Origin of the sequence: Cellulomonas sp. NPDC057328 (genome assembly GCF_042667215.1) — a bacterium.
Taxonomy (GTDB): domain Bacteria; phylum Actinomycetota; class Actinomycetes; order Actinomycetales; family Cellulomonadaceae; genus Cellulomonas.
In genome coordinates this window covers 1-15,383 of the sequence record NZ_JBHUZW010000093.1, presented here as the reverse complement: position 1 = coordinate 15,383, position 15,383 = coordinate 1, and the positions used below count along the sequence as shown (strand labels likewise).

The 15,383-nt window shown below is 75.7% G+C and carries 14 protein-coding genes; 12 read left to right on the top strand and 2 right to left on the bottom strand.

The features are described 5' to 3' along the window. Positions 1–83: 83 nt before the first annotated feature. Positions 84–1,136, bottom strand: a complete 1,053-nt coding sequence (locus ACFUMH_RS14670) for an iron-siderophore ABC transporter substrate-binding protein (RefSeq protein WP_378206966.1) — start codon at positions 1,134–1,136, stop codon at positions 84–86. Between the two features lie 390 nt (positions 1,137–1,526). Here ACFUMH_RS14670 and ACFUMH_RS14665 point away from each other — a divergent pair, with 390 nt between their 5' ends. From ACFUMH_RS14665 to ptsP, 9 genes are all read left to right on the top strand, one after another. Further along, a complete protein-coding gene (locus ACFUMH_RS14665) occupies positions 1,527–2,567 on the top strand; it encodes a zinc-dependent dehydrogenase (RefSeq protein WP_378206963.1) in 1,041 nt (346 codons plus the stop codon). Between the two features lie 134 nt (positions 2,568–2,701). Continuing rightward, entirely contained in the window at positions 2,702–4,327 is a 1,626-nt protein-coding gene (locus ACFUMH_RS14660; RefSeq protein WP_378206960.1) for a PTS mannitol transporter subunit IICB, read from the top strand. Beyond that, positions 4,324–4,761 (top strand): PTS sugar transporter subunit IIA, encoded by a 438-nt coding sequence (locus ACFUMH_RS14655; RefSeq protein ID WP_378206957.1) that lies wholly within the window; start codon positions 4,324–4,326, stop codon positions 4,759–4,761. The genes ACFUMH_RS14660 and ACFUMH_RS14655 overlap by 4 nt, the downstream gene beginning before the upstream one ends. A 197-nt stretch (positions 4,762–4,958) precedes the next feature. Then, complete coding sequence (locus ACFUMH_RS14650) at positions 4,959–5,720, top strand: DeoR/GlpR family DNA-binding transcription regulator (RefSeq protein ID WP_378206954.1); 762 nt, start codon at positions 4,959–4,961, stop codon at positions 5,718–5,720. Then, positions 5,717–6,670 carry a 1-phosphofructokinase gene (gene pfkB, locus ACFUMH_RS14645; protein ID WP_378206951.1) on the top strand — a complete coding sequence of 318 codons (954 nt, stop codon included), beginning with the start codon at positions 5,717–5,719 and terminating at the stop codon, positions 6,668–6,670. Before ACFUMH_RS14650 ends, pfkB begins: the two co-directional genes overlap by 4 nt. Before the next feature lies 1 nt (position 6,671). Next, positions 6,672–7,139 carry a PTS sugar transporter subunit IIA gene (locus ACFUMH_RS14640; RefSeq protein ID WP_378206948.1) on the top strand — a complete coding sequence of 156 codons (468 nt, stop codon included), beginning with the start codon at positions 6,672–6,674 and terminating at the stop codon, positions 7,137–7,139. Further along, positions 7,136–8,653: a PTS fructose transporter subunit IIC gene (locus tag ACFUMH_RS14635; RefSeq protein WP_378206945.1), complete on the top strand. Its 1,518-nt coding sequence runs from the start codon at positions 7,136–7,138 to the stop codon at positions 8,651–8,653. Before ACFUMH_RS14640 ends, ACFUMH_RS14635 begins: the two co-directional genes overlap by 4 nt. Before the next feature lie 41 nt (positions 8,654–8,694). After that, positions 8,695–9,003 carry an HPr family phosphocarrier protein gene (locus tag ACFUMH_RS14630; RefSeq protein ID WP_378206941.1) on the top strand — a complete coding sequence of 103 codons (309 nt, stop codon included), beginning with the start codon at positions 8,695–8,697 and terminating at the stop codon, positions 9,001–9,003. Further along, positions 9,000–10,727 carry a phosphoenolpyruvate--protein phosphotransferase gene (gene ptsP / locus ACFUMH_RS14625; RefSeq protein WP_378206936.1) on the top strand — a complete coding sequence of 576 codons (1,728 nt, stop codon included), beginning with the start codon at positions 9,000–9,002 and terminating at the stop codon, positions 10,725–10,727. The genes ACFUMH_RS14630 and ptsP overlap by 4 nt, the downstream gene beginning before the upstream one ends. Positions 10,728–10,836: 109 nt before the next feature. Here ptsP and ACFUMH_RS14620 read toward each other — a convergent pair whose 3' ends face one another. Next, on the bottom strand, positions 10,837–11,694 hold the full coding sequence (locus ACFUMH_RS14620) for an SDR family NAD(P)-dependent oxidoreductase (protein ID WP_378206933.1): 858 nt from the start codon (positions 11,692–11,694) through the stop codon (positions 10,837–10,839). A 180-nt stretch (positions 11,695–11,874) separates the two neighbouring features. On the opposite strand from ACFUMH_RS14620, the gene ACFUMH_RS14615 reads away from it, so the two are divergent. The 3 genes from ACFUMH_RS14615 (at position 11,875) to ACFUMH_RS14605 (ending at position 15,304) form a co-directional block, all read left to right on the top strand. After that, complete coding sequence (locus tag ACFUMH_RS14615) at positions 11,875–12,744, top strand: helix-turn-helix transcriptional regulator (protein WP_378206930.1); 870 nt, start codon at positions 11,875–11,877, stop codon at positions 12,742–12,744. Positions 12,745–12,851: 107 nt separating this feature from the next. Further along, positions 12,852–13,631, top strand: a complete 780-nt coding sequence (locus ACFUMH_RS14610; RefSeq protein WP_378206927.1) for a DUF899 family protein — start codon at positions 12,852–12,854, stop codon at positions 13,629–13,631. A 59-nt stretch (positions 13,632–13,690) separates the two neighbouring features. Next, positions 13,691–15,304 carry a succinic semialdehyde dehydrogenase gene (locus ACFUMH_RS14605; RefSeq protein ID WP_378206924.1) on the top strand — a complete coding sequence of 538 codons (1,614 nt, stop codon included), beginning with the start codon at positions 13,691–13,693 and terminating at the stop codon, positions 15,302–15,304. Positions 15,305–15,383: the final 79 nt, after the last annotated feature.

Genomic DNA, 15,383 nt, shown 5'->3' with positions numbered 1-15,383 from the left:
GGCGCGACGACGCCGCCCGCCGCCCGGTGGGGGGGGCCGGCGTCGCCGGGGAGGACGTGGTGCTCACGTGCGGGGCGTCCGCGTCACTTCACGTTCTGCGCGGCGGCCTGGAACAGGTCCAGGTACTCGTCCAGCGCCCACGGCACGGACAGCACCGTCGGGCCGGACGTCGCGGACGCGAGCGGGGTGCCGTCCTGCAGCACGACGACGGCACCGTTCGCGATGGCCGGGATCTTGCCCAGCAGCGGGTGCGCCTGCAGCGTCGCGAGCGTGGTCTCGTCTCCGTAGGTGGCGAAGATGTCCGCGTCGGCGATCTGGTCGGCCTGCTCGGCGGAGAGGTCCACGTAGAAGAGGCCGTCGTCCTCGAACGCCTGGATGCTCGGCGCGAGGCTCATGCCGAGGTCGTCGAGCAGCTGCACGCGCGCGTCGATCTTGGTGTAGACGCCGAACGACGAGAGGTCGGTCGGGTCGAGGTACGCGTACGCGACCGTCTTGCCCTCGATGCCGGGACGGTCGGCGAGCGCGTCCTCGATCTGCTGCTCGACGTCGGCGATCTCCGCCTCCGCCTCGTCCTCGAGGCCCAGCGCGCGCCCGTTGACGAGCGCCATGTCGCGCCAGTTGGTCCCCCACGCGATCTCGGGGAACGACACGGTCGGCGCGATCTCGGACAGCGTGGTCCACTCCTCCTCCGTGAGGCCGGAGTAGGCGGCGAGCACGACGTCGGGCGCGGTGTTCGCGACGGCCTCGAAGTCCACGCCGGAGGTCTCGTCGAAGAGCACCGGCAGGTCGTCGCCGGTCGCCCCGAGCTCCTCGAGCGCCTCGTGGGTCCACGGGTGGATGCCGTCGCCGTCGTCGTCGCCGTACGTCTGCGCGGCCATGCCGACCGGTGCGACGCCGAGCGCGAGCGCCACGTCGTGGTTGCCCCACGCGACGGAGGCGACGGCCTCGGGCTGCTGCTCGATCGTCGTCTCGCCGAACGTGTTCTCGAGCGTGACGGGGAACGCGCCGCCGTCCGCGGCGGCGGGGCTCGTGCCCGCGTCCTCGGGGGTGGCCGTCGAGCAGGCGGCGAGCAGGAGGGCGGCGGCGGCGCCGGCGACCAGGGGTCGCAGGGCGCGGCGGCGGGGCGCAGTGCGCATGGTGGTCCTTCGCGAGGGAGTCGGCGGGGAGGCCGGCCGGCGGGCGGGTCCGCCGTCGTAGGTGAGGCTTACCTTACGGCACCGGATCCGCCGCCGGACACCTCTGTGCGCCACCCGCCTGCACGATGCCCGATCGTGCCCGGGTGGCCCCTGGTTGGCACCCGACCTGGCGCGGAAGCGCAGGGCTGTGCGGAGCGACCGGGCAAACCGGCGGTCCGAACAGCCCCGGATGTGTGGGAATGGCTTGACGTCGCTCCGGCGCGCGCGGGATGCTGAGCGACGACGCGCCGTGACCTCCGTCACGGCGTCGGCAGGACGACGAGGTCCGACGACGACGCACCGCCGCGTCGCCGTGACGACCGGGCCGCCCCTGAGCGCTCGAGGAGAACGATGAAGGTCTTCCGCTTCTACGCCCCCGGCGACGTCCGCCTGGAGGAGGCCGACGAGCCGCACGCCGGCCCGGGCGAGGTGAGGATCCGGGTGCGCGCGTGCTCGATGTGCGGGACGGACGTCAAGATCTCGACCTCCGGCCACCAGCGGATCGTGCCGCCGCGCGTCATGGGCCACGAGATCGCGGGCGAGGTGGACGAGGTCGGCGACGGCGTCGACGGCTGGTCGGCCGGCGACCGCGTCCAGGTCATCGCCGCGATCCCGTGCGGGCGCTGCGACTGGTGCCGCGCCGGCGTCATGACCATCTGCCCGAACCAGGTGTCGATGGGCTACGACTTCGACGGCGGGTTCGCCGCGCACATGGTCGTGCCGGCCGCGGTGCTCGCGGTCGACGGCCTCAACCGCGTCCCCGACGGCGTGGGCTTCGCCGAGGCGTCGGTCGCGGAGCCGTTCGCGTGCGCCATCAACGCGCAGGAGCTCGCCGACGTGCACGACGGCGACGTCGTGGTCGTCGTGGGGTCCGGGCCCATCGGCTGCCTGCACGTGCGCCTCGCCCGGGCGCGGGGCGCGTCGGCCGTCTACCTCGTCGAGCTCAGCCGCGAGCGCCTCGACCTCGCCGCCGAGCTGGTCAAGCCCGACGCCGCCGTGTGCGCGTCGGAGGTCGACCCGGTGGAGACGGTGCTCGAGCTGACCGGCGGCCGCGGCGCGGACGTCGTCATCACCGCCGCCGCGTCGGGCGCCGCGCAGGAGCAGGCGCTGCGGATGGTCGCGCCGCGCGGCCGGATCAGCTTCTTCGGCGGCCTGCCCAAGGACCGCCCGACCATCACGCTCGACTCCAACGTCGTGCACTACAAGGAGCTGACGATCGTCGGCGCCAACGGGTCGAGCCCGGACCACAACAAGCAGGCGCTCGGCCTCATCGCCGACGGCAGCGTGCCCGTGCACGACCTCATCACCCACCGGCTCCCGCTCGAGCGCGTCGTCGAGGGCATCGACGTCGTCCGCTCCGGTGCGGGCATCAAGGTCACCATCGAGCCCTGACCCGGCACCGACCGAGCACCGCACCACCAGCGCACCGCAGCACCACCGCGGCGCCCGGACCGTCCCCGCGGGAACCGGCCGGGCGGCGCGCCCCCTCAGATCAACGACGATCGACCAGCGGAGTGTGACCGGCCATGACGACCACCGCAGCCGCACCGACCCTCGGCCGAGGACGGACCGCCCAGGTCCGCCTCCAGCGGTTCGGCGCCTTCCTCACCGGCATGATCATGCCGAACCTGCCCGCGTTCCTCGCGTGGGGCCTCATCACCGCCCTCTTCATCGACGTCGGGTGGGCGCCGAACGGCGTCCTCGGCGGCTTCGGCGACGCCGGTCAGGCCGGCGCGTGGCAGGGCGCCGCCACGCGGCTCGTCGAGGCGGAGGACGGCACGACGTTCCAGCAGTACGTCGGGCTCGTGGGCCCGATGGTCACGTACCTGCTGCCGCTGCTCATCGCGAACGCCGGCGGGCGGATCGTGCACGGGGAGCGCGGCGGTGTGGTCGCCACGATCGCCACGCTCGGCATCATCGTCGGCTCCACCGTGCCGATGTTCCTCGGCGCGATGATCGTCGGCCCGCTCGCCGCCTGGGTGATGAAGCACGTCGACGCGTTGTGGGACGGCAGGATCCGGCCCGGCTTCGAGATGCTCGTCAACATGTTCTCGGCGGCGATCGTCGGGGCGGCGCTGTCCGTGGCCGCGTTCTTCGGCATCGCGCCGCTCGTCTCGCAGATCAGCGCGTGGCTCGGCGACCTCGTCGCGTGGCTCGCCGACAACAGCCTGCTGCCGCTCATGAGCGTCATCGTCGAGCCGGCCAAGGTCCTGTTCCTCAACAACGCGATCGGCAACGGGGTGCTCGTGCCGCTCGGCGCGCAGCAGGTGGTCGAGGACGGCAAGTCGCTGCTGTTCCTGGTCGAGGCGAACCCCGGCCCGGGCCTCGGCATCCTGCTCGCGTACACGCTGCTCGGCGTGGGTGCGGCGCGGTCCACGGCGCCCGGCGCGATCGTCGTGCAGTTCCTCGGCGGCATCCACGAGGTCTACTTCCCGTTCGTGCTCATGAAGCCGGCGCTCATCGTGGCGGCCATCGCCGGTGGCGCGACGGGCATCGCGACCAACGTCGTGTTCGGCAGCGGGCTGGTCGGGCCGGCGGCGCCCGGCAGCATCTTCGCCGTGTACGCGCAGACGGCCCGCGACAGCTACCTCGGCGTCACGCTGTCGGTGCTGCTGTCGGCGGCCGTGTCCTTCCTCGTCGCCGCCGTGATCCTGCGGGCGACGCGCAAGCGCGACCTCGAGGCGGGCGAGAGCGGCGACCTGGCCGCCGCCGTCGCGCAGACCGAGGCGAACAAGGGGCGCAGCAGCGCGGCGCTCGGCGCGCTCGCGGCCGGTGCCGCGGGGGCGTCCGGGGTCGGCGGCGCGGCCGCCGAGGGTGACGCGTCGGCGGCGCCCGTGCGGCTCGTCGTGTTCGCGTGCGACGCCGGCATGGGCTCGAGCGCCATGGGCGCGGCGGTGCTGCGGGACAAGCTCCGCAAGGCCGGGTTCGCCGACGTGCAGGTGGTGAACAAGGCCGTGGCGAACCTCGACGACTCGGCCGACCTCGTCATCAGCCAGCGGGAGCTCACCGAGCGGGCGCGGCTCAAGGCGCCCACGACGCGGCACCTGTCGGTCGACAACTTCATGAGCAGCCCGGTCTACGACCAGGTCGTCCAGGAGGTGGCGGCCACGCGGTCGGGGACGACGGCCGGGGCGGGGGCGGTGGAGCCGTGAGCGACGTCCTGAGCGCCGCGACCTGCCGGGCCGACGGCCGGGCGACCACGTACGAGGACGCGATCCGCGAGGCGGGGGCCCTGCTCGTGGAGGCCGGGGCGGTGACGCCGGCGTACGTCGACGGCATGCTCGCGCGCGAGCGCACCATGACGACGTACATGGGCAACGGCCTGGCGATCCCGCACGGGACGCTGGAGTCGACGGGGGAGATCCGACGGTCGGCCGTGTCGGTGGTGCGCTACCCGCACGCCGTCGACTGGAAGGGCTCGCCCGTGCGGGTCGTCATCGGCATCGCGGGCGCGGACGGGGAGCACCTCGAGGTGCTGTCCCGGATCGCGCTCGTGTTCGCCGACGAGGAGCAGGCGGCGCGGGTGGCCGACGCGCGGACCGTGGACGAGCTGATGGCGGTGCTCGCGCAGGTCAACGCCGCCTGAGCCGGGGCCGTGGCCCGGTGCTGCCTGTGGGCGCACCGGGCCACGGGCGTCCGGGATCAGGGGAGTGCCCGATCCCACACAGTCGGACATCTGACCATGTCCGATCCTGCCCGAATGTGCTTGACAAGCGCCGTGACCGGGCGCACCCTGGTGAGCAGGGGCGCCCGGGTCGGGCGCCACGGGACGACGGAGTCGATGTGTACGCACCCGAGCGACACCAGCAGATCCTCAGCAGGGCCCGCGCGGACGGCCGCGTGGACGTCACGCGCCTCGCCGCGGAGCTCGACGTCACCCCCGAGACCATCCGCCGCGACCTCACCGCCCTCGAGCGGCACGGCCTCGTGCGGCGCGTGCACGGCGGCGCGATCCCCGTCGAGCGGCTCGGCTTCGAGCCCGGGCTGGCGGACCGGGAGGGCCTGCTGGCGGGGGAGAAGGAGCGCATCGCCAAGGCCGCGCTCGACGAGCTGCCCGACGGCGGCTCCGTCATCCTCGACGCCGGCACCACGACCGTGCGCCTCGCCGAGCTCCTGCCGACCGACCGCGAGCTCACCGTCGTGACGCACGCGCTGCCCGTCGCCACGGTGCTCGCCACGCGGCCCGGCACGACGCTCCACCTCGTCGGCGGCACCGTCCGCGGCCGCACCCTGGCCGCCGTCGGCTCGTGGGCGCTGCGCGACCTCGCCGAGATCCACGTCGACGTCGTCTTCCTCGGCGCGAACGGCATCACCGCCGAGCACGGCGTCACCACGCCCGACCTGGCGGAGGCGGCCGTCAAGCGCGCGCTCGTCGCCGCCGCCCGCCGCACCGTCGTCCTCGCCGACCACACCAAGGTCGGGCGCGTCGACCTGGCGCGCGTGGCCGGCCTCGACGACGTCGACACGCTCATCACCGACAGCGCGGTCGAGCCCGAGCTCGCCGACGAGATCGAGCAGGCCGGCACGCGGGTGGTGCGCGCGTGATCGTCACCGTCACCCCGAACCCGAGCGTCGACCGGGCGCTCGACGTCGACCGGCTCGACGTCGGCGAGGTCAACCGTGCGCACACGACGCACGTGCACCCGGGCGGCAAGGGGATCAACGTCGCCCGCGCGCTCGCCCGGCACGGCGTCGGCGCGCTCGCGGTGGTCCCGACGGGCGGCCCCGACGGCGCACGCCTCACCGAGCTGCTCGCCGAGCACGGCGTCGCCGCGGTGCCGGTGCCCGTCGCCGGCGACACGCGCACCAACATCACGCTCGTCGAGGCCGACGGCACGACGACCAAGGTCAACGCGCCCGGCCCCCAGCTGGCCGAGGGCGAGGTCGACGCGCTGCTCGCCGCGGTCGAGACGCAGCTCGTCGCCGGCCCGGCCGCCGTCGTGGCCGCGGGCTCGCTGCCCGCCGGCGCGGGGGACGCGTTCTTCGTGCGGCTCGGCGCCCTCGCCAACCGGTACCAGGTGCCGTTCGTGCTCGACACGTCCGGCGCGCCCCTCGCCCGGGCGGTGCGCGCGGGCGGTCTCACGCTCGTCAAGCCCAACGAGCAGGAGCTGGGCGAGCTCGCCGGCCGTGAGCTGGTGACCGTCGGCGACGTCGTCGCCGCCGCGCGCGAGGTCGTCGACCAGGGCACGCGCGACGTGCTCGTCAGCCTCGGCGCCCACGGCGCGCTGCTCGTCTGCCGTGACGCCCCGCACGCGTGGTGGGCCGGCGGGCCCGCCCTCGTCCCCCTGTCCACGGTCGGCGCGGGCGACTCCACGCTCGCCGGCTTCCTCGCCGCCGACGGTGCCGCCCCGGACCGGCTGCGCACGGCCGTCGCCTGGGGCCGCGCCGCGGTCCTCCGGCCCGGCACCGAGGTGCCGGCGCCGCACGACCTCGACCTCGACGCGGTCCGCGTCGTCGCCGACCCCGACCCGCGTCTCGCGCTCAAGGAGCTGTGACATGACCACCTCGGCCACCACCCCCCTCATCACGCCGGAGCTCGTCGCCGTCGACCTCGGCGCGGCCGACCGCGTCGCCGTGACGCGCGCGCTCGTCGACCTGCTGGCCGCCGCGGGCCGGGTCACCGACGCCGACGGGTTCGCCGCCGACGTCGCCGCCCGCGAGGCGCAGATGGCCACCGGGATGCCCGGCGGCGTCGGGCTGCCGCACGCGCGCTCGGAGCACGTCGTGGCGCCGAGCCTCGCCGTCGGCAAGCTCGCGCAGGGCGTCGACTGGGGCGCCCCGGACGGGCCCGCGCGGCTCGTCTTCCTCATCGCGGCGCCCGCCAGCGGCGACGCGGACCACCTGCAGATCCTCGCGGCGCTGGCCCGCCGGCTCGTCCACGAGTCGTTCCGCACCTCGCTGCTCGAGGCGCCGGACGCGCAGACCGTGGCCGACATCGTCACCCGGGAGGTCGTCCCGTCATGAAGCTCGTCGCCGTCACCTCGTGCCCCACGGGGATCGCCCACACGTACATGGCCGCCGAGGCCCTCGAGCAGGCCGGCAAGGCCGCCGGCCACGAGGTCCACGTCGAGACGCAGGGCGCCGCCGGCTCCACGCCGCTCGACCCCGCGCTGGTCGCCTCCGCGGACGGCGTCATCTACGCCGCCGACCTCGAGGTCAAGGACAAGCAGCGCTTCGCCGGCAAGCCGTTCGTCGACGTCGGCGTGAAGAAGGCCGTGCACGACGCGCCGGGCGTCATCGCCGCCGCCGTCTCCGCGGTGGAGTCCGCGCCCGCCGCCGGCACGCCGGCACCCGCGGCCGCTCCCGTCGTCGCACCGGCCGCCGACCGTGGTGCCGGCGCCGGGACGAAGGTGCGGCAGTGGCTCATGACCGGGGTCTCCTACCTGATCCCGTTCGTCGCGGCGGGCGGCATCCTCATCGCCGTCAGCTTCATGCTCGCGCAGATCGCCTGGGGCGGTGCCGAGGGCGCGATCGAGGTGACCGGTGTCGACGCGGCCGAGGTCGTCGCGTCGTTCGACCCGGCGTCGCTGCAGGACTGGGCCGTGGTGCTGCTCGCCACCGGGCAGGCCGCCTTCGGGTTCCTCGTCCCGGTGCTCTCCGGGTTCATCGCCTACGGCATCGCCGACCGTCCCGGCCTCGTGCCCGGGTTCGTCGGCGGCGCGACCGCCGTGCTCGTGGGCGCCGGCTTCCTCGGCGGCCTCGTCACCGGCTTCCTCGCCGGCTTCCTCGCGCTGTGGATCAGCCGCTGGGACGTGCCGAAGGGCGTGCGCGGCATCATGCCCGTCGTCGTCGTGCCGCTGCTGTCGTCCCTCGTCGTGGGCGTCGTCATGCTCGTCGTGCTCGGCCGGCCGATCGCCGCCGCCATGGAGGGTCTGACGAGCTGGCTCAACGGGCTGTCGGGCGCCAACCTCGTCGTCATGGGCGCCCTGCTCGGGGCGATGATGGGCTTCGACCTCGGCGGCCCCGTCAACAAGGTGGCGTACACGTTCGCCGTCACGGGCCTGGCGACCGAGGGCCTCGCGCCCGGCGCCGTGCAGTACCAGGTGATGGCCGCCGTGATGGCCGCGGGCATGGTGACGCCGCTCGCGCTGGCCCTCGCCACGACCGTGCGCAAGCGCCTGTTCACGCACGCCGAGCAGGAGAACGGCAAGGCCGCCTGGCTGCTGGGGGCGTCCTTCATCTCCGAGGGTGCGATCCCGTTCGCGGCCGCCGACCCCTGGCGGATCATCGTGTCCTCGCTCGTCGGCTCGAGCGTCACGGGTGCGCTCGTCATGGCCTTCGGGTCCTCGCTCGTCGCCCCGCACGGCGGCGTGTGGGTGCTGCCGCTCATCGGCAACCCGCTGGGCTTCGTCGCGGCCGTCGTCGCCGGCGTCGTCGTCTCCGCCCTGCTCGTCGTCGTGCTCAAGACGATGAAGCACGACCCGCTCGTCGCGGCCGACCGCGCCGCCGACGACGACCGCGACCTCGTCGCCGCCTGACCACCGACCACCCACCACCGACCCCACCCCGAGGAGCACTCATGGCCGAGCGCACCGTCGCCGTCGCGTCCCGCGTCGGGCTGCACGCCCGCCCCGCGATGCTGTTCACGCAGGCCGTCGCCGCGAGCGGCGTCCCCGTCACGATCGCGAAGCAGGGCGGGGCACCCGTCGACGCCTCGAGCATCCTGTTCGTCATGTCGCTGGGCGTCCCGCACGGCGAGGAGGTCGTGCTGCACGCCGACGGCGAGCACGCCGACCGTGTCCTCGACGAGCTGGTCGCCCTGCTGGCGACGGACCTCGACGCCCCCGAGGCCGGCGCGGACGCCGCCACCGCCGGGGCGTCGTCGTGACCGCCGCGACGGTCGGCGCGCCCGCGGGGGGCGTGCTGCACGGCGTGGGCGTCGGCCGTCGCGCGGTGGTCGGTCCCGTCGCGCAGGTGCGCCCGGCACCGGTGGTGCCGGGCGACGCGGTGCTCGTCGTCGACGGGCGTCCCGCGACGCCCGCCGAGGCCCACGAGGCCGTCGCACGCGCGTTCACCGAGGTGGCCGACGGCCTGCGCGCCCAGGCCGCCGCCGCGACCGGCACGGTGGCCCACGTGCTCGCCGCCACGGCGCAGATGGCCGCGGACTCGGCGCTGCACGCGCAGACGCTGGCGCGCGTCGACGCCGGCGAGCCGCCGGTCGCCGCGCTCGACGGCGTCGTGCAGATGTTCGCGACGATGTTCGAGCAGGCCGGCGGGTACCTCGCCGAGCGGGTCACCGACCTGCGCTCCGTGCGCGACCGCGTGGTCGCCCGCGTGCTCGGCCTGCCCGACCCCGGGGTGCCGCACCTCGAGCGCCCGTCGGTCGTCGTCGCGCGCGACCTCGCGCCGGCCGACACGGCCGCGCTCGACCTCGACAAGGTGCTGGCGATCGTCACCGAGCTCGGCGGGCCCACCGGGCACACGGCGATCATCGCCGGCCAGCTCGGTCTGCCGTGCGTCGTGCGGGTCGCGGGCGTCACCGACGTCGAGGACGGCGTCGAGGTCGCGGTCGACGCGGCCGCCGGCACCGTGACCCCGCACCCGGACGCCGACCTGCGCGCCGCGTACGAGCGTCGGCACGCCGCGGAGGACCTGCTCGGTGCCGACGCCGCGCCCGGCACCACCGCCGACGGCCACGCCGTCGCGCTGCTCGCCAACATCGGCACCGCCGCCGACGCCGAGCGCGTCGCCGCGTCGGGCGCCGGTGCCGAGGGCGTCGGCCTGTTCCGCACCGAGGTGCTCTTCCTCGAGCGGACGCAGGCGCCGACCGTCGAGGAGCAGACCGAGGCGTACGCGGCGGTGCTGCGCGCCATGGGCGGGCGCAAGGTCGTCGTGCGCACGCTGGACGCGGGTGCCGACAAGCCGCTGGCCTTCGCGACGCAGCACGACGAGGAGAACCCGGCGCTGGGCGTGCGCGGCTACCGGCTCGTCCGCTCGGCGCCCGAGCTGCTGCGCACGCAGCTCGAGGCGCTGGGCCGCGCGCAGGAGGCCACCGGCACGGCGCCGTGGGTGATGGCACCGATGATCGCCACCGCCGACGAGGCCCGCGACTTCGCCGCCGCCGCGCGCGCCGCGGGCGTCGCCACCGTGGGCGTCATGGTCGAGGTGCCCGCCGTGGCGCTGCGGGCGCGCGACGTGCTCGCCGAGGTCGACTTCGTCTCGCTCGGCACCAACGACCTGGCCCAGTACACGATGGCGACCGACCGCCTGCGCGGCGAGCTCGCCGACCTGCTGGATGCGTGGCAGCCCGCCGTGCTCGACCTGGTGGCGACGACGGCGTCCGCGGGCGCCGAGGCCGGCAAGCCGGTCGGCGTCTGCGGCGAGTCCGCGTCCGACCCGCTCATGGCGCTGGTCCTCGTCGGGCTGGGCGTCACAAGCCTGTCGATGGCCGCGGGCGCGCTCCCCGCCGTGCGGTTCGCGCTGCGCCGGCACACGCGGGAGCAGTGCGTCGCGATGGCGGCGGCGGCACGCGCGGCGCGGTCGGCCGGCGACGCGCGGGCCGCGGTGCTGGCGCTCGCGGAGGCGGAGGTGCGGGACACGCTGGCGCTCTGAGGCCCTGACGCCTCGACGCGCTGACGCCGTGCCCCGCGTGCGGCAGGTGCCCCGTGCACGGCCGGTCCGCCGCCGCCGTGCACGCGGCACCGTCGCCCCGGCACGTGGGTCAGGCGTCGGTGATGTCGGTCGTCACGGCGAGCGCGCGGGCCGCCTCGACGTCGGCGGCCAGCGCGCGGACGCGCCCCTCCGCAAGTGCCAGCGAGTCCGAGCCGAGCAGCTGGTGCAGCGGCGCGTCACCCGCCGTCGCGACGGTGATGATCGCGTCCGCCGCGCGGCCCGGGTCGCCGAGCTGGGAGCCCGGCATCCCCAGGTGCTGCTCCACCATCGTGCGGATCCCCGGGTAGGCGTCGCTGGTGTCACCCGGCAGGCCGAGCGACACGGGCCGCAGGAAGTCGGTGCGCATGTAGCCGGGCTCCACCAGGTGGACCGCGATCCCGTGGTCGGCCACCTCGGCCGCGAGCGACTCGGTGAGCGCCTCCAGCGCGAACTTCCCCGCCGCGTACAGGCCCCAGCCCGGGAACGGGACGAGCCCGACGATCGACGACACGTTGACGACGTGCCCGCTGCGCCGCTCCCGGAAGCCGGGCAGCACCGCGCGCAGCACGTTCCAGACACCGAACACCTGGACGTCGAACATCGCGCGGGCGTCGGCGTCGGAGACCTCCTCGACCGCGGCGAGGTAGCCGTACCCGGCGTTGTTCACGACGACGTCCAGCCCGCCGAAGCGCTCGGTCGTCGCCGCGACGGCCCGTGCGACCTGCGCCTCGTCGGCGAGGTCGACGGCGAGGGGCAGCAGGTGGGCGGTGTCGACGTCCGCCAGCGCCGCCGTGAGGCGCTCGACCGAGCGCGTGGTGGCGGTGACGTGGTCGCCGCGCTCGAGGAGCCGGCGGACGAGCTCCAGCCCGAGACCGCGGGAGGCGCCGGTGACGAACCAGGTGGCGGGACGGTCGGTGGGGTACGGCATGGTGGTGCTCCTTCTCGGTGGGTCCGGTCGGCGGCCTGCCGACGACGTCCAGGTTGTCGCCGTCGCGGGGCCCGCGGAGGGCTGGGGCAGGCCCGGTGCGTCCTGGGTCGCGGCTGCCCAGGACGCGGCGTCCTACCCGGAGGGCTGCCACGGCCGCCGGCCGTCGGCATGATGGGCGGCATGGTCGAGAGGAACGCCGAGCTCGCCGACTTCCTGCGCCGTGCCCGGGCGCAGTGCGACCCGTCCCGCGCCGGCCTGCCCGCGGACGACCGCCCCCGCCGCGTGCCGGGGCTGCGGCGCGAGGAGGTCGCGCTGCTGGCGGGCGTCTCCGCGGACTACTACGCGCGGCTCGAGCAGGGGCGCCGGATCGTGCCGTCGCCCGCCGTGGTCGACGCCATCGGCCGGGCCCTGTCGCTGGACGCCCCCGGGCGCGCCCACCTGGCGGACCTCGTGGGCCGGGGGACCGGCCGGCCGCAGCCGCGCACGCGGCCCGTCCAGCGGCTGCGCCCCGGCATGCACCAGCTGCTCCACGCGCTCGACGACGTGCCGGTCCTGGTGCTGGGGCGCCGCGCGGACGTGCTGGCGCAGACCCGCCTCGGCCGTGCGCTGCTCACCGACTTCGACCGGTTCCCCGCGGCGCGGCGCAACTACGCGCGCTGGCTCCTGCTCGACGACGACGCGCGCGCCCTGTTCGTCGACTGGGAGGTCCAGGCCCGCGCCGCCGTCGAGAACCTGCGGCTCGAGGCCGGCACCGACCCTGCCGACCGGGCCACCGCCGAGCTGGTCGCCGAGCTGCGTGCGGCCAGCGACGACGTCGCCCGGTGGTGGGACGAGCACCGTGTGCACCAGCGCACGCACGGGTCCAAGCGGCTGCGGCACCCGGTCGTCGGCGACCTCACCGTCGAGTACGAGACGCTGACGCTGCCCGGGGACCCGCACACCACCGTGTTCGTGTACTCGACCGAGCCGGGGTCCCCGTCGCAGCGGGCGCTCGACCTGCTGGCGAGCTGGTCGCTGACGGCGGACCGGGCGGCGGCCGGACGGGCCTGACCGCGGACCGCACGTGCGCGTGCGATCCCGATGAGTGGCGGCCCCGGGGCCGGTCGGTACGGGTGGGCGCACGCCGGCGTGCGACCCGCCGACACCCGGAGGGCACCATGACCACCACGTCCGACCGCACCACCGCGCTGCCCGGCCGCCCGCCCGTCGTCGACATGGCCACGTGGCAGGCGGCGCGCGACGAGCTGCTGGTCCGCGAGAAGGCCCACACGCGCGCCGGCGACGCGCTCGCGGCCGACCGTCGCCGGCTTCCCATGGTCGAGATCGACGGCACGGCGGAGGTCGTCGGCGCCGACGGGCCCGTGCCGTTCGTCGACCTGTTCGGCGGCCGCGACGAGCTGCTCGTCTACCAGCACATGTGGCACGACGGTGCCCCGCACCAGGGGCAGTGCGAGGGATGCACCCTCTCCGCCTGGCACCTGCGGGACACGTCCTACCTGCAGGCGCGCGGCGTCGCGTTCGCGGTCCTCACCGAGGGGCCGTGGGACGAGGTCGAGCCGTTCGTCGCGTTCATGGGCTACACGCAGCCGTGGTACTCGGTGCGCGGCGTCCCGCAGCCGATCGGCGAGATCATGGGCTCGATCACCTGCTTCCTGCGCGACGGCGACCGCGTCTTCCTCACGTACACCACGACGGGCCGCGGGGGAGAGGTTGCCAGCCCCACCTTCGCGCTGCTCGACCTGACGCCGTACGGCCGCGGCGAGGCGTGGCAGGACGTCCCGGACGGCTGGCCGGAGGGGCGGGAGGCGTGCTGGTACTGGCGCACCGACGCCGACGGGAACGCCACGTGGGGCCCCACCGGCCGTCCCGTGCCCCAGTGGACGCGGCCCGGCGCCACCCCGGAGCAGACCCTCGGCCGGAACGGCCACCACCACTGACGGGGGACCGGCACCGGCGGCGGGCCGGGTGGCGGCGGGTCGCGGCGTAGCCTGACGCGATGGCGCACGAGCATGCCGACCTGCACGACCCGGAGACCGACCCGCTCGCCACCTACGTCCTCGAGCCCGACGACGTGCGGCCGCTGCTGGCCCGCGTCGTCGCCGGGCCCGGGCACGCGACGCACGCCGCCACGGCACCGTTCACGGGGGCGCCCATCGCGGCCGTGCCGCTGACCACGCCCGACGACCTGCCCGCCGCCGCGCGCCGCGCCCGCGCCGCGCAGCGGCTGTGGGCGGCACGTCCGCTGCGCGAGCGCACCGCCCTGCTGCTGCGCGTGCACGACCTGCTGCTCGAGCGGCAGAGCGACGTGCTCGACCTGCTGCAGGTCGAGACGGGCAAGGCGCGCACGCACGCGTGGGAGGAGGTCGGCGACGTCGCCAACGCGGCCCGCTGGCACGCGCTGCGCGCGCCGCGGCTGCTCGCACCGCGCCGGGTGCGGGGGCTCGTGCCCGGGTTCACGTCGGTGCGCGTGCACCGGCGCCCGCACGGGGTCGTGGGCGTCGTCACGCCGTGGAACTACCCGCTCTCGCTCGGGCTCGGGGACACCCTGACGGCGCTCGTCGCGGGCAACGCCGTGCTGCTGCGCGCCGACCCGCAGAGCGCGCTCACCCTGCTGTGGGCGGCCGAGCTGCTCGAGGACGCGGGCGCGCCCGACGACCTCGTGCAGGTGCTCGTCGGTGGCCCGGACGTCGGCATGGCGCTGCTCGAGCACGTCGACCACGCGGGCTTCACCGGGTCGACGGCGTTCGGGCGGGTGTTCGCCGCGCGAGCGGGCGAGCTGGGCGTGCCCGTCACGCTGGAGCTCGGCGGCAAGAACGCGATGTACGTCGCGGACGACGTCGACGTCGAGGCGGCCGCGGCGGCGGCGGTGCGGGCGTGCTTCGGTTCCGCCGGGCAGGTGTGCGCGGGGGTCGAGCGGCTGTACGTGCACGAGGCGGTCCGCGAGCCGTTCGTCGCCGCGCTGGTGCGGCGCACCGCCGCGCTGCGGCTCGGCGCAGGCCTCGACTACCGGTCCGACATGGGGTCGCTGACGTCCGCCGACCAGCTCGCGCGCGTCGTCGAGCACGTCGAGGACGCCGTGGGCCACGGCGCGCTCGTGCTCGCGGGCGGGGCGCAGCGCCCCGACCTCGGGCCGTACTTCTACGAGCCGACGGTGCTCGCGGCGGTCCCGCGCGAGGCGCGCGTCCACGACGAGGAGACGTTCGGCCCGGTCGTGACCGTGCACCCCGTGGCGTCGGACGACGAGGCCGTCGCCGCGATGAACGACTCGCCGTACGGGCTCGTCGCCGCCGTGTGGTCGGCCGACCTGCAGCGTGGACGCGCGGTCGCGGCGCGGGTGCGCGCCGGGGCCGTCGTCGTCAACGAGACGCACCAGACGCTGTGGGGGAGCGTCGGCGCGCCGATCGGCGGCGTCGGCGCCTCCGGGTACGGCCGCCGGCACGGGCGCGAGGGCCTGTGGGCGACGACGTGGGAGCAGTCGGTCGTCGTGCAGCGCGGCGTGCACGGCGGCCGCGGGCTCGGCATGGGGCAGGTGCACGAGCTCGGCACGGAGGTGTGGCCGCGGGTGCTCACGCGCGCGCTCGAGGTGCAGCGGGCGCTGCGGCTGCCCTGATGCGACCACGGGTACCGATGCTCTTGCGCCTGAACCACGGCCCGCGGCCCGTGCAGCGCTCACGACGTGAGCGCTGCAC